The 13611-nt window shown below is 65.6% G+C and carries 12 protein-coding genes and 1 other RNA gene; 8 read left to right on the forward strand and 5 right to left on the reverse strand.

The window, feature by feature from the left end; genetic code table 11:
- The first annotated feature begins 105 nt into the window (after nt 1-105).
- Nucleotides 106-1530: a methyl-accepting chemotaxis protein gene (locus AC066S_RS07430; protein WP_135171515.1), complete on the forward strand. Its 1425-nt coding sequence runs from the start codon at nt 106-108 to the stop codon at nt 1528-1530.
- A gap of 268 nt (nt 1531-1798) precedes the next feature.
- Here the strand turns inward: AC066S_RS07430 and AC066S_RS07435 are convergent, their stop codons facing one another.
- The 5 genes from AC066S_RS07435 to AC066S_RS07455 all read right to left on the reverse strand — a co-directional run bounded on the left by AC066S_RS07435 (nt 1799) and on the right by AC066S_RS07455 (nt 4517).
- Nucleotides 1799-2623, reverse strand: a complete 825-nt coding sequence (locus AC066S_RS07435; protein WP_167767784.1) for a TIGR00282 family metallophosphoesterase — start codon at nt 2621-2623, stop codon at nt 1799-1801.
- On the reverse strand, nt 2601-3197 hold the full coding sequence (locus AC066S_RS07440) for a 5-formyltetrahydrofolate cyclo-ligase (RefSeq protein WP_478269339.1): 597 nt from the start codon (nt 3195-3197) through the stop codon (nt 2601-2603). The genes AC066S_RS07435 and AC066S_RS07440 overlap by 23 nt, the downstream gene beginning before the upstream one ends.
- Before the next feature lie 205 nt (nt 3198-3402).
- A non-coding RNA gene (gene ssrS, locus AC066S_RS07445) (6S RNA) lies at nt 3403-3563 on the reverse strand.
- 253 nt (nt 3564-3816) lie between these two features.
- Nucleotides 3817-4200, reverse strand: coding sequence for a cell division protein ZapA (locus AC066S_RS07450; protein ID WP_028138455.1), 384 nt, complete (start codon nt 4198-4200; stop codon nt 3817-3819).
- Complete coding sequence (locus tag AC066S_RS07455) at nt 4197-4517, reverse strand: DUF4164 domain-containing protein (RefSeq protein ID WP_018318703.1); 321 nt, start codon at nt 4515-4517, stop codon at nt 4197-4199. Before AC066S_RS07455 ends, AC066S_RS07450 begins: the two co-directional genes overlap by 4 nt.
- A 373-nt stretch (nt 4518-4890) precedes the next feature.
- Between AC066S_RS07455 and tkt the strand changes: the two genes are divergently transcribed.
- From tkt to AC066S_RS07490, 7 genes are all read left to right on the forward strand, one after another.
- Nucleotides 4891-6876: a transketolase gene (tkt, locus tag AC066S_RS07460; protein ID WP_478269340.1), complete on the forward strand. Its 1986-nt coding sequence runs from the start codon at nt 4891-4893 to the stop codon at nt 6874-6876.
- A 149-nt stretch (nt 6877-7025) separates the two neighbouring features.
- Nucleotides 7026-8033 carry a type I glyceraldehyde-3-phosphate dehydrogenase gene (gene gap, locus AC066S_RS07465; RefSeq protein ID WP_126261904.1) on the forward strand — a complete coding sequence of 336 codons (1008 nt, stop codon included), beginning with the start codon at nt 7026-7028 and terminating at the stop codon, nt 8031-8033.
- A gap of 135 nt (nt 8034-8168) precedes the next feature.
- The gene (locus tag AC066S_RS07470; RefSeq protein WP_478269341.1) at nt 8169-9365 is read left to right on the forward strand and encodes a phosphoglycerate kinase; all 1197 of its coding nucleotides are present in this window, start codon (nt 8169-8171) and stop codon (nt 9363-9365) included.
- A gap of 54 nt (nt 9366-9419) precedes the next feature.
- Nucleotides 9420-10487, forward strand: coding sequence for a class II fructose-bisphosphate aldolase (gene fba, locus AC066S_RS07475; RefSeq protein WP_126261906.1), 1068 nt, complete (start codon nt 9420-9422; stop codon nt 10485-10487).
- Nucleotides 10488-10747: 260 nt separating this feature from the next.
- A complete protein-coding gene (locus AC066S_RS07480; RefSeq protein ID WP_478269342.1) occupies nt 10748-11773 on the forward strand; it encodes a class I fructose-bisphosphate aldolase in 1026 nt (341 codons plus the stop codon).
- A gap of 3 nt (nt 11774-11776) precedes the next feature.
- Nucleotides 11777-12460, forward strand: coding sequence for a thiamine phosphate synthase (locus tag AC066S_RS07485; RefSeq protein ID WP_478269343.1), 684 nt, complete (start codon nt 11777-11779; stop codon nt 12458-12460).
- 8 nt (nt 12461-12468) lie between these two features.
- Complete coding sequence (locus AC066S_RS07490; protein WP_126261908.1) at nt 12469-13545, forward strand: tetratricopeptide repeat protein; 1077 nt, start codon at nt 12469-12471, stop codon at nt 13543-13545.
- Nucleotides 13546-13611 lie beyond the last annotated feature (66 nt).

A 13611-nucleotide genomic window follows, 5' to 3' on the forward strand; every position in this document is an offset into this window, starting at 1 on the left:
ACGCTCAGGCAAGACGCCGCCCCCGAATCATCCTCTAAGTCGCCGCTGGAATCGGAATGCCGCGGGAAGGCCGGCGAACGGCCCTGATTGGAGGAAGCCCAGGACATGTCCGCCGCACAACTTGCAGTATTGGACACCGCATCCAACCGCACGCTCGCCGAACGGCTGATTGATCAGCTCGCCGACCGCATCGGCGGCCTCGGCGTGGAGCTCGCCGATATTGCCGGCAACGTCCAGGAAGTCGCAAACCGCGTCGCCAACCAGTCGGAACGGTTCCATCATCTTCAGAAGACGGCCGAGACGATGGTCTCGGCCAACCACGACATCGCCAATGCATCGCAGGCCGTGCAAACCACCACGTCAGCGGCGGTGGGCGAGATCACGCAGTCGCGCGGCGCCGTCGACACCGCGGTCAGCCACATTTCCGAGCTCGTTGCCGCAGTGGAGCGGATCGAGGCACGCCTCAGCGCGGTCGGCTCGGCGCTGGCGCAGGTCGCCAAAGTGTCCGGCTCGATCGAGGCGATTGCCAAGCAGACCAATCTGCTCGCGCTGAACGCGACCATCGAAGCCGCCCGCGCCGGCACTGCCGGCCGTGGCTTCGCGGTGGTCGCAAGCGAAGTGAAGAACCTCGCGGAAGCCACCCGCCAGGCCACGCATCAGATCTCCGACACCGTGCGCGATCTCGACGGCCAGATCGAAGGCCTGATCGGCGAGAGCAGCGACGCCTCCCAGCGCGCCAAGACCGCCGGCGAAGGCGCGCAAGCGATCTCCGGCATCATCTCGCGCGTTCAGCAGGGATTCGCATCCGTGGAAGCGGAGATCGGCAGCGTCACGCGCGCGGCGACCTCCAATCTCGGACATTGCGACACCGTCATCAGCGAGCTCAACGAGCTCGCCAGGGGCGTCGATCTGTCCTCGCGCGATCTCAAGAACGCCGACGAGCGGGTGGCCAAGCTGCTCGACACGTCCGAAGGCCTGATCGCGCTGATCGCCGACAGCGGCGTCGAGACCTCGGACACGCCGCTGATCCGAATCGTGGTCGACACCGCGAAGCGGATCTCGGCCGAGTTCGAAGCCGCCATCGATCGCGGCGACATCACGCTCGACCAGCTGCTCGACGAGACCTATCGCGAAATTCCCGGCACCGATCCGAAGCAGTACCTCACCAACTACGTCGAATTCACCGACCGCGTGCTGCCCGCGATCCAGGACCCGATTCAGAAATCGGATCCGCGCATCGTCTATTGCGTCGCCTGGGCGCGGAGCGGCTATCTGCCGACCCACAATCCGAACTACCGCCTGCCGCAGGGCAAGGACCCCGTCTGGAATAACGCCAATTGCCGCAACCGCCGCCTGTTCAATGACCGCACCGTGAAGAAGGTCGCAGGCAACACCAAGCCGTTCCTGCTCCAGACCTACCGCCGCGACATGGGCGGCGGACAGTTCGTGCTGATGAAGGACCTGTCCTCGCCGATCATGATCCGCGGCGAGCACTGGGGCGCCTTCCGGATGGGTTTTCGGCAGGGCTGAGGGCTCTCGCGACGGCGCTCCGGCATGAAAACTGCGAAAACAACCCCATGCACAGTAGGCGGGGTAAATGGAATCAATAGCTTACACCGACAAGCCACGACGCGCTTTCGCGCTACGCGCGATCGCCCCTCCCTTGAGGGAAAGCTTTCACCAAAGGTCGTCATGCCCGGGCTTGTCCCGGGCATCCACGTTCTTCGTGCCATGTGGCCAGCCGTGGATGGCCGGGACAAGCCCGGCCATGACGCTGTGGGTACTGTCGGTGCTCCGTCTAGCTCAGCCAGAATTTCGGCGTCGCCGGCTCCAGTCGTCCACCGACGCGCACGGGCGCGATCTTCAATGCGAGTCCCGTCGCATCATCCGTTTCCACCGCCACACCGCTCAGCGTTGCCACGCCTGCCGCCGGTTCGAACCGCCCCGACGGAATCCCCGACGTGAACCTCCGCAGCGGCTCTTCCTTCTGCATGCCGATGATGGAATCGTAGTCGCCGGTCATGCCGGCATCGGTCATGTAGGCGGTGCCGCCCGTGAGGATCTGGTGGTCGGCGGTCGGCACGTGGGTGTGCGTGCCGACGACGAGGCTGGCGCGGCCGTCGCAGAAGAAGCCGATGCCCTGTTTCTCGCTCGACGCCTCGCAATGGAAATCGACGACGATGGCGTCGGCAGCAACGCCGAGCGGACAGGCCCCTAACTCGCGCTCCAGTGCGGCGAAGGGATCGTCGAACGGGGTCATGAAGACGCGGCCGAGCGCGTTGACGACGAGCGCGTGCTTGCCGTTCTTGGTCTCGACCAAAGCGGCACCGCGGCCGGGCGTGCCGCGCGGATAGTTGGCCGGACGCACCAGGCGCTCGGCGCGCTCGATGAACACCAAGGCTTCGCGCTGGTCCCAGGAATGGTTGCCGAGCGTCACCGCGTCGGCGCCGGCATCGAGAAACTCCTGATAGATCGCCTCCGTGATGCCGAAGCCGCCGGCGGAATTCTCACCGTTGACGACGACGAAATCGAGCGACCAGTCCCTGACCATGCCGGGCAGATATTCGGCGATGGCATTGCGCCCGCTACGGCCAACGACATCACCCACGAAGAGAATGCGCAACTTCAGGACTCCGGAAATCGAACACGTCCGATTCCGTTAGCACATAATACAGCGCCACGTCGTGCGATAGTGCCGGAACCGCCTTGATCTCCTGCGCTGCAAAAGCCAGCCCGATGCCGACGATCTGCTTGGTTTTGCGCAAATGCGCGAAGGTGAAATCGTAATGCCCGGCACCGTAGCCGATGCGATGGCCGAGACGATCGAATGCGGCGAGCGGCGTCAGCATGACGTCCGGAATGACTTCAGCGGCCGCCGGCGACGGCTCGGGAATGCCGAGCGGGCCGAGCATCAGGCGGTCGTTCGGATGGAAGAGACGGAAGATCAGCGACTGGCCGCGCGCGGTGACGCAAGGCAGCGCCAGCTTCGCGCCCTGCTCCGCAAGCGCCTTCATCAGCGGCATCGGATCGATCTCGCTGCGGATCGGCGAATAGCCTGACACAATGCTGCCGGGCAGCAGCTCGAACGGCAGCCCGCGCTTGGCGAGCTTTGCGGCGGCGGCAGCGCGCTTCTTCTCGCTCAGCGCGTCGCGCGCCGCCAGGGCTTTGGCGCGGAGTTCGGCTTTGGTGTTCGACATCTGCGCTTGCTCCGAACGCGGAGCCTTGCTCCGCTATCATCGTCCGCGCATGCGGACGATCCAGTATCCCAGAGGCGGTGGTGAATCACACAAAGGCCGCGGCGTACTGGATGCCCCGCCCCGTGCGCAACTGCGCACTCGGGGGGCATGACACCTACTGAACTTGCCGCAGTCTTTCCGACAGACACGGACGAAAAGCAAACAGTGCGAAGCCGCGTACGCCGTTGAAGCACTCGATCCCGGAGTTCCCTACGAAAGTAGGTGGGCACCATATGTCCGGGCCCACGGGCCCGGCCAGGGACAGTTCCCTAAAGGATCGATAAGGCCCCGGGGATATATGGCTCCTGACGCGCGTCGCAGCCTCGCTTGGGCAATGTAACAACGATACTGACGAAGTGCCAGTGCGGTGAAAAGCGAGCCTCGGCCGAGCCACGGCGGAAGTGTGCTCCCTCCCCCGCTTGCGGGGGAGGGTTGGGGAGTGGGTGTCTCCGCGACGGGACAATCCCTTAGAGGAGAGAACCCTCACCCGGCGCTACGCGCCGACCTCTCCCGCAAGCGGGAGAGGCGCGTCGCCCGCGGCCAAACCGACTACAACAATAGGCAACCTCTTCTGCAGCGCCTACCCGATCGCAATCCCATTGCCCACCGTCCGGTTCAGGACCTGGGTCGATTTCTCGATGCGCTCGGCCGCCGCGTTCAGCGCGTTGACCACGGCGGTCTGCGTCAGCCGCGCCCGCTCGACGGCGGCGTTGCGGAAATCCCTGAGCTCGGTCAGTTCCTGCTCCATGGTGCGAACACGGTTGCCGGCGTCGACCAGCTCGTCGCAAACGGTGAGCGCGGCCATCACGGTGAGGCGCGCATCGCCGATCTCGCCGAATTTTCCGCGCAGCGACTGGATCCGCGTCTCCAGGCTCTCGGCGAGCTTGAGCAGCCGCACCTCCTGGCCCTCCTCGCAGGCCATGCGGTATTGCCGGCCATTGATGGTGACGTTGATGTGGCTCATCCATCCTCTCCGGTATCGAGCACCGAGCGTATCGTGACGATCGCGGAATCCAGCCGGTCGGAGATCTCGCGGTTGGTGCGCTCGAGCTTGCGCGCCTTCACCAGCGCGCCATCGAGTTCGTCGGCAAGCCGCGAACGGTCCGCACCCAGCGCCTGAATGCGCGCCGCGAGCTCGTTCTCGTCGCGATCGGCATCGCGCCGCCGCTCCACCGCGCTTTCGAGCGCGTCGAGCGCCGCCATCAGCCTGCGGGTCGCGATCTCGATCTCGACCGCGGAGGACTCCGTCATGGCGGCACTGTTGGACACGCGATCGTTCATGTAGTCAGCGGCGGAACCTGGCGGCCTTTGCCCAGTGGCCTTTTCCTGGGGCTTGCCGCCCGGCAAAAGACTCGGTTCGGCAAGCGGTTAGAAGCAGAAATTTACGTGGCAAGCTAGCCAAGCGCAACGCCGCCGCGAAACTATGCACCGATCAATCGGACAGGCGTCATCCCGATCCGCCAGTTCCGCCGCGCACGCGCCTTGCGGAAAACCGATCTCCACAGAGGCAACTTTTGCGGCCAAATCAGCGTTTGACTGCCTTGGACTCCCGGAACCGAGGTGCTATCCCAGCCCCGACCTTCAGTGGCCGCCAGGCTCCTCCCGCGCGGGCGTACATCGCCTCCAAGCGCCTCATTTCAGACGGATTTCAGACATGACGCAGGTCGATCACACCCGTATGGCCAACGCGATCCGCGGCCTTTCGATGGACGCTGTCGAGAAGGCCAAATCGGGTCATCCCGGCCTGCCGATGGGTGCCGCCGACATCGCCACGGTGCTGTTCACGCAATTCCTGAAATTCGATGCCACCGCGCCCGCCTGGCCGGACCGCGACCGCTTCGTGCTCTCGGCCGGCCACGGCTCGATGCTGCTCTATTCGCTGCTGTATTTGACCGGCAATGCCGAGATGACGCTGGACCAGATCAAGCAATTCCGCCAGGTCGACTCGCTCACCCCCGGGCATCCCGAGAATTTCCGCACCAGGGGCATCGAGACCACGACCGGTCCGCTCGGCCAGGGCATCTCGACCGCGGTCGGCATGGCGCTCGCCGAGAAGATGCTCGCTGCCGAGTTCGGCAAGAAGATCGTCGATCACCACACCTACGTGCTCGCCTCCGACGGCGACCTGATGGAAGGCGTGTCGCAGGAAGCGATCGCGATGGCGGGGCACTGGAAGCTCAACAAGCTGATCGTGCTCTACGACGACAACGGCATCTCGATCGACGGCCCCACCTCGCTCGCCGATTCCGTCGACCAGGTGAAGCGCTTCAAGTCCGCCGGCTGGGCCGCCGAGAAGATCGACGGCCAGGATCAGGCCGCGATCGCCGACGCCATCACGCGCGCGAAAAAATCCAACAAGCCGACGCTGATCGCCTGCCGCACCACCATCGGCTTCGGCGCGCCGAACAAGGCCGGCACCTCGAAGGTGCATGGCGAGGCGCTGGGCGCCGACGAGCTCAAGGCCGCCAAAGAGAAACTCGGACTCTCGCTCGAGCCGTTCGCGGTCGCCGAGGACGTACTGAAGGCGTGGCGCGCGGCCGGCAGCCGCGGCGCCGCGGCACGGCAGGAATGGGAAGCACGGCTCGGTGAGCTCGGCAGCCGCAAGCGCGCCGAGTTCGAGCGTCGTCTGCGCCATGAGCGTCCGGCTTCGCTGGCCAAGGCCCTGCGCGCGCACAAGAAGGAGCTGCTCGAGAAGCCGCTGACGGCGGCCACGCGCAAATCGTCGGAGGCGGCGATCGAGGCGATCGCGGCCGCCATGCCGATGGAATTCCTGGCCGGCTCGGCCGACCTCACCGGCTCCAACAACAACAAGGCGAAGTCGGCGACCGCGTTCTCCGCCAAGACGCCGAAGGGCCGCTTCATCCATTACGGCATCCGCGAGCACGGCATGGCCGCCGCGATGAACGGCATTTTCCTGCACGGCGGCTTCGCGCCGAACGGCGCGACCTTCCTGGTGTTCACCGACTATGCACGGCCTGCGATGCGCCTTGCCGCTTTGATGGGCTCCGGCGTCGTTTACGTTATGACCCATGACTCGATCGGGCTGGGCGAAGACGGCCCGACCCATCAGCCGGTCGAGCATCTCGCCGCGCTGCGCGCCATTCCGAACATGCGCGTGTTCCGTCCGTGCGATTCCATCGAGGTCGCCGAGTGCTGGGAGCTCGCACTCAATCGCGTGGACGGACCGACCGTGCTGGCGCTGACGCGCCAGAATCTGCCGCAGCTGCGGACCACCGCACCGAACGACAATCCCTGCGCGGCCGGCGCCTACGAGCTGGTCGCCGCCCAGGGCGAAGCCAAGGCGACGCTGTTCGCCTCCGGCTCCGAGGTCGAGATCGCGGTCGCCGCCCAGAAGCAGCTTGCCGAACGCGGCATCCCGTCACGGGTGGTCTCTGTTCCCTCGCTCGAGCTGTTGTTAGCGCAACCAGAGGCCAAGCGCGCGGCCATCATCGGAAATGCGCCGGTGAAGGTGGCGATCGAGGCTGCCGTGCGCTGGGGCTGGGATGCGGTGATCGGCCAGGATGGCGAATTTATCGGCATGCATTCCTTCGGCGAAAGCGGCCCTGCAAAGGAGCTTTACAAGCACTTCGGTATTACCGCCGAGGCTGCGGTTAACGCTGTGCTGAAGCGCGTTTCCTGAGAGTTGAGCTTGCCGCAAAAAAGGACTACGTAATCCCTCATATGATCAAGCACCGCCCGGCCGAACCGGGCGCCCGCCCCTAAAAAAACCCTCGCAGGCGCGCATAGCGCGTTGTGCGGGATGACAACGGTCATTGAAGGAGACGAAACATGGCAGTCCGCGTCGGAATTAACGGTTTTGGCCGCATCGGTCGCAACATCCTGCGGGCTATCGCCGAGTCCGGCCGCAAGGACATTGAGGTCGTCGGCATCAACGACCTCGGTCCGGTCGAGACCAACGCCCATCTGCTTCGTTTCGACAGCGTCCATGGCCGCTTCCCCGGCACCGTCACCGTCGACGGCGACTCGATCAACCTCGGAGGCGGCAAGATCAAGGTGACCGCCGAGCGCGATCCCTCGAAGCTGCCCTGGAAGGATCTCGGCGTCGACATCGCGATGGAATGCACCGGCATCTTCACCTCGAAGGACAAGGCATCCGCGCATCTGACCGCCGGCGCCAAGCGCGTGCTGGTCTCCGCGCCCGCCGACGGCGCCGACGCCACCATCGTCTACGGCGTCAACCACGAGACGCTGACCAGGGATCATCTGGTCGTCTCCAACGGAAGCTGCACCACCAACTGCCTGGCGCCGATTGCCAAGGTGCTGAACGACCTCGTCGGCATCGAGACCGGCTTCATGACCACGATCCACGCCTATACCGGCGACCAGCCGACGCTCGATACGATGCACAAGGATCTCTACCGCGGCCGCGCGGCCGCGATGTCGATGATCCCGACCTCGACCGGTGCGGCGAAGGCGATCGGCCTCGTGCTGCCCGAGCTGAAGGGCAAGCTCGACGGCGTCGCGATCCGCGTGCCGACCCCGAACGTCTCGGTGGTCGACCTCAAGATCGTCGCCAAGCGCGCCACCGACGCCAAGGAGATCAACGCGGCGATGAAGCGCGCCAGCGAGCAGCAGCTCAAGGGCATCCTCGGCTACACCAATGCGCCGAACGTCTCGATCGACTTCAACCACGACCCGCACTCCTCGACCTTCCACGAGGACCAGACCAAGGTGCAGAACGGCACGCTGGTGCGCGTGATGTCCTGGTACGACAACGAGTGGGGCTTCTCGAACCGCATGGCGGACACCGCCGCCGCGATGGCGAAGGTGATCTAAGGATCTGGTGCGTTCTACTTGCACCGTCATTCCGGGATGGTCCGAAGGACCAGACCCGGAATCTCGAGATTCCGGGTTCGCGCTCCGCGCGCCCCGGAATGACCTTCTGAAGGCCCGGGACAAGAGAGCCCTGAGATGACCAACAAATTCCGCACCCTCGACGACGTCGACGTGAAGGGCAAGCGCGTGCTGCTGCGCGTCGATCTCAACGTGCCCATGGACAATGGCCGCGTCAGCGACGCGACCCGGCTCGAGCGCGTCGCGCCGACCATCACCGAAATCTCGGACAAGGGCGGCAAGGTCATCCTGCTCGCGCATTTCGGCCGGCCGAAGGGGCGCGATGCCAAGGACTCGCTCAAGCCCGTCGCCGAGGCGCTGTCGAAGGTGGTGAAGAAGCCGGTTGCCTTCGCCGACGATTGCATCGGCGAGCCCGCGGCCAAGGCCGTCGCCGGTCTGAAGGATGGCGACATTCTCTGCCTCGAAAACACCCGCTTCCACAAGGAAGAGGAAAAGAACGATCCGGCCTTCGTCGCCGAATTGGCAAAGCTCGGCGACATCTGGGTCAATGACGCGTTCTCGGCCGCGCACCGCGCCCACGCCTCGACCGAAGGTCTCGGCCACAAGCTGCCGGCCTATGCCGGCCGCACCATGCAGGCCGAGCTCGACGCGCTGGAGAAGGCGCTGGGCTCGCCGACCAAGCCTGTTATCGCCATCATCGGCGGCGCCAAGGTCTCGACCAAGATCGACCTGCTCGAAAACCTCGTGACCAAGGTCGACGCGCTGGTGATCGGCGGCGGCATGGCCAACACCTTCCTGCACGCGCAAGGCGTTGCGGTCGGCAAGTCGCTGGCCGAGAAGGATCTTAGCGCCACCGCGCTGCGCATCATGGAGAAGGCGGACGCCGCCAATTGCGCCATCATCCTCCCCGTGGACGCCACCGTTGCCTATCACTTCGCCGCCAACGCGCCCTCGCACGCCTATGGGCTCGACGCGATCCCGGCCGACGGCATGATCCTCGACGTCGGCCCGCAATCGATCGCCCGCGTCCACGCCGCGATCGACGACGCGGCGACGCTGGTCTGGAACGGCCCCCTGGGTGCGTTCGAGATGCAGCCGTTCGACCGCGGCACGGTCGCGGCCGCCAAGCACGCTGCCGAGCGCACCAAGGCCAAGAAGCTGATCTCGATCGCGGGCGGCGGCGACACCGTCGCGGCGCTCAACCAGGCCCATGTGGCCGGTGACTTCACCTATGTCTCGACCGCCGGTGGCGCGTTCCTCGAGTGGATGGAAGGCAAGCCCCTGCCCGGCGTCGAGGTGCTGCGCGTCAAGTAACTCAAGTCGGCAAACATCGCGGCCTTGCAAGGCCCCAACGGGAGAAAAAGACAGATGGCTCGGATCACGTTACGTCAACTGCTCGACCACGCGGCGGAGAACGATTACGGCGTACCGGCCTTCAACATCAACAATATGGAACAGGCGCTGGCGATCATGGACGCGGCCAACCAGGTCGACGCGCCCGTCATCATCCAGGCCTCGCGCGGCGCGCGCTCCTACGCCAACGACGTCATGCTCAAGCACATGATGGACGCGGTGACCGAGATCTATCCGCACATTCCGGTCTGCGTGCATCTCGACCACGGCAACGAGCCGGCGACCTGCATGACCGCGATCCAGGCCGGTTTCACCTCGGTCATGATGGACGGCTCGCTCAAGGCCGACGGCAAGACGCCCGGCGACTGGGCCTACAATGTCGGCGTCACCAAGACCGTGACCGACATGGCCCATCTCGGCGGCATCTCGGTTGAGGGCGAGCTCGGCGTGCTCGGCTCGCTCGAGACCGGCATGGGCGACAAGGAAGACGGCCACGGCGCCGAAGGCAAGCTCAGCCACGACCAGCTCCTGACCAATCCGGACGAGGCCGTGAAGTTCGTCAAGGAAACCAGGGTCGACGCGCTCGCGATCGCGATGGGGACGTCCCACGGCGCCTACAAGTTCACCCGCAAGCCGGACGGCGACATCCTCGCCATGAACGTGATCGAGGAGATCCACCGCAAGCTGCCGAACACGCATCTCGTGATGCACGGTTCGTCCTCGGTGCCGCAGGAGCTGCAGGACATCATCAACGCCTATGGCGGCAAGATGAAGCCGACCTGGGGCGTGCCCGTGAGCGAGATCCAGCGCGGCATCAAGAACGGCGTGCGCAAGATCAACATCGACACCGACAACCGCATGGCGATGACCGGCCAGATCCGCAAGGTGCTCAAGGACAGCCCGGAAGAGTTCGATCCGCGCAAGTACCTGAAGCCTGCGATGGAGGCCATGACCAAGCTGTGCAAGCAGCGCCTGCAGGAGTTCAACACCGCGGGGCAAGCCGCCAAGATCAAGAAGGTGCTGACCACCGCCGAGATGGCCAAGCGCTACGCCAAGGGCGAGCTGGATCCCAAGGTGGCGTAAGCGATCGCGAAGGTGGCGTAAAGCCGAGATATTCTCTCCGTCATTCCGGGGCGCCGCAAAGCGGTGAGCCCGGAATCCATAACCACGGCCTGGGGTTATGGATTCCGGGCCTGCGCCTTTCGGCGCATCCCGGAATGACAGTTTTGTTGTGGCACGGTACTTCCTCCCCCCTTACCCTGCGACGAACGTTAGCTCGGCAATTGCCCGAGAACGGTCTATTTTCACGGGCAAGGGCAGAATCGTTTTGGGAGGACCTCTCGATGAATCTGACTGAGCTCAACAGGATCGCGACCGCCATGGTGGCACCCGGCAAGGGTATCCTCGCCGCCGACGAATCCTCCGGCACCATCAAGAAACGCTTTGACGCAATCGGCGTGGACTCGACCGAAGAGAACCGCCGCGACTATCGCGAGATGCTGTTCCGCGCCAAGGACGCCATGAGCCAGTACATCTCCGGCGTGATCCTCTATGACGAGACGATCTGGCAGGACGCCAAGGACGGCACGCCGCTGATCAAGCTGATCGAACAGAGCGGTGCCATTCCCGGCATCAAGGTCGACGAGGGCACGCAGGCCCTGCCGATGTGTCCGGGAGAGCTCGTCACAATCGGGCTCGACAAGCTCGCCGAGCGGCTGAAGAAATATTATGAGCGCGGCGCGCGCTTCGCCAAATGGCGCGCGGTGATCGACATCGGCAGCGGCATTCCCTCGATGACCGCGATCAGCGTCAACGCCCACGCGCTGGCGCGCTATGCCGCGCTGTGCCAGGCCGCGCAGATCGTGCCGATCGTCGAGCCTGAGGTGCTGATGGACGGCGACCACGACATCGATCGCTGCTATGAGGTCACGGGGCGCGTGCTCAACAAGACGTTCCAGGAATTGCGCGTGCAGCGCGTCGCGCTCGAAGGCATGGTGCTCAAGCCCAACATGGCGATCTCAGGCAAGAAGTGCGCAAAGCAGGCTTCCGTCGAGGAAGTCGCCGAGAAGACGATCCGGCTGCTGAAGGCCTGCGTGCCCGCGGCGGTGCCCGGTATCGCCTTCCTCTCCGGCGGCCAGTCGGATGAAGAGGCAACCGCGCATCTCAACGCCATGCACAAGCTCGGCCCGCTGCCCTGGGGCCTGACCTTCTCCTACGGCCGCGCGCTGCAGGCGGCGCCGCAGAAGGCCTGGTCCGGCAAGGCCGAGAACGTCGCGGCCGGCCAGCACGCCTTCAGCCATCGCGCGCGAATGAACGGCCTCGCCGCCAAGGGTGAGTGGCAAAGCAGCCTGGAACAGAAGGCAGCCTAGATCTTGTCGAACAAACCGCCTCCGCCGCGCCCGGCGCCGCGCCTTTACCTTGCGACGCCGGTCGTCGATGATCCCGCTGCGCTTCTCGCCGAGTTGCCGGGCCTGCTCGGCTCTGCCGACATCGCGGCCGTGCTGCTGCGGCTGAAGGAGACCGACCACCGCACCATGATCTCGCGCATCAAGGCGCTGGCGCCGCCGGTGCAGAAGGCGGGTGCCGCTCTGCTGGTCGAGGGCCATGCCGAGCTGGTCGCGCGCGGCGGCGCGGACGGCGCGCACCTGCCCGGCATCGCCGCGCTGAAGGAGGCGCTGCCGTCGCTCAAGCCCGATCGCATCGCCGGCGTCGGCGGGCTGACGACGCGCCACCATTCCATGGATGCGGGCGAGATGGGCGCGGATTACGTGCTGTTCGGCGAGCCCGATGCGAAAGGCCAGCGACCCTCGGCCCAAGCGATCGCCGAGCGGCTGGACTGGTGGGCCGAGCTGTTCGAGCCGCCCTGCGTCGGCTTTGCCATGTCGCTCGAAGAAGCCCACGACTTCGCCCTCAGCGGCGCCGATTTCGTGCTGGTCGGCCACTTCATCTGGTCCGATCCGCGCGGGCCCAAGGCCGCGCTGATCGAGGCGGACGCCGCGATCAAGAAGGCGCACGCGACGGCGAGCCAGAATCCTGCCGGCGGCGAGCACGGCTAGCGCCCGACATGAAGCTTCCCTGCATCACCATGCTGGCTACGCTGCTGCTCACGGTACCGGCGGCCGCGCAGCTCCAGATCACGCCGCCGGCCACCGTACCGAGCGCGGCGCCTGAGAAGCAGAAGCCCAAGCCGCCCGCGCCCGCCAAGAAGAAGGAGGCTGCGCCGAAGCCTTCGGCCTCGCCCAAGCCGGCCCCGTCCTCCAAGCCGACGCCGACCCCGACGGTGATCCCGGCGCCGCCGACCGACAATTCCAACGCTGATCTGGTGTACGGCGCCTATCAGCGCGGCCAGTACAAGACGGCGTTCGAGCTTGCCACCGCCCGCGCGCAAGCCGGCGATCCCAAGGCGATGACCATGCTGGGCGAGCTCTATTCCAACGCCATGGGCATTCGCCGCGACTATGCCAAGGCGGCCGAATGGTACAAGCGCGCTGCGGACGCCGGCGACCGCGAAGCGATGTTCGCGCTCGCGATGCTGCGCATTTCGGGCCGCGGCGGCCCGGTCGACAAGGGCGAGGCGGTCAAGCTTATGGCGTCCGCCGCCAAGCTCGGCGAGCCCAAGGCGGCCTATAACCTCGCTCTGCTCTATCTGGATGGCCAGACCCTGCCGCAGGACGTCAAGCGCTCGGCCGAGCTGCTGCGCCAGGCCGCCGATGCCGGCCTGGCCGAGGCGCAATACGCGCTCGCGACCTTCTACAAGGAAGGCACCGGCGTGCCGAAGGACCCGGAACGCGCGGTGCGGCTGCTCCAGGCCGCCTCGCTCGCCGACAATGTCGACGCCGAGGTCGAATATGCCATCGCCATGTTCAACGGCACCGGCACGCCGAAGAACCAGCCGGCCGCCGTCGCCCTGCTCCGCAAGGCTTCCCGCCAGGGCAGCGCGATCGCACAGAACCGGCTGGCGTGGGTGCTGATCAACGGCGTTGGCACGACCATGGACAAGGTCGAGGGCTTCAAATGGCACCTGGTGGCCAAGACCGCCGGCAAGGGCGACCCGGAGCTCGACAAGCAATTGTCCGACCTGCCGGCCGAGGACCGCGCCAAGGCGGAGGCCGCCGCCAAGAAATGGCTCGGAAACAAATGACTTGACCCAATGACTTGACGCCAGCGCCCCTGCAGGGCACCCAAGGCGTCAAACAGGCGCGATGTC

Source organism: Bradyrhizobium sp. CFUWI, assembly GCF_056429085.1.

What these genes read in the sequence shown, in the direction of transcription:
- fba (WP_126261906.1), top strand. Translation starts at nt 9,420, where the DNA reads ATGGCTCGGATCACGTTACGTCAACTGCTCGACCACGCGGCGGAGAAC.
- AC066S_RS07450 (WP_028138455.1), bottom strand. Translation starts at nt 4,200, where the DNA reads ATGAGCCACATCAACGTCACCATCAATGGCCGGCAATACCGCATGGCC.
- AC066S_RS07480 (WP_478269342.1), top strand. Translation starts at nt 10,748, where the DNA reads ATGAATCTGACTGAGCTCAACAGGATCGCGACCGCCATGGTGGCACCC.
- gap (WP_126261904.1), top strand. Translation starts at nt 7,026, where the DNA reads ATGGCAGTCCGCGTCGGAATTAACGGTTTTGGCCGCATCGGTCGCAAC.
- tkt (WP_478269340.1), top strand. Translation starts at nt 4,891, where the DNA reads ATGACGCAGGTCGATCACACCCGTATGGCCAACGCGATCCGCGGCCTT.
- AC066S_RS07430 (WP_135171515.1), top strand. Translation starts at nt 106, where the DNA reads ATGTCCGCCGCACAACTTGCAGTATTGGACACCGCATCCAACCGCACG.
- AC066S_RS07455 (WP_018318703.1), bottom strand. Translation starts at nt 4,517, where the DNA reads ATGAACGATCGCGTGTCCAACAGTGCCGCCATGACGGAGTCCTCCGCG.
- AC066S_RS07490 (WP_126261908.1), top strand. Translation starts at nt 12,469, where the DNA reads ATGAAGCTTCCCTGCATCACCATGCTGGCTACGCTGCTGCTCACGGTA.
- AC066S_RS07440 (WP_478269339.1), bottom strand. Translation starts at nt 3,197, where the DNA reads ATGTCGAACACCAAAGCCGAACTCCGCGCCAAAGCCCTGGCGGCGCGC.
- AC066S_RS07470 (WP_478269341.1), top strand. Translation starts at nt 8,169, where the DNA reads ATGACCAACAAATTCCGCACCCTCGACGACGTCGACGTGAAGGGCAAG.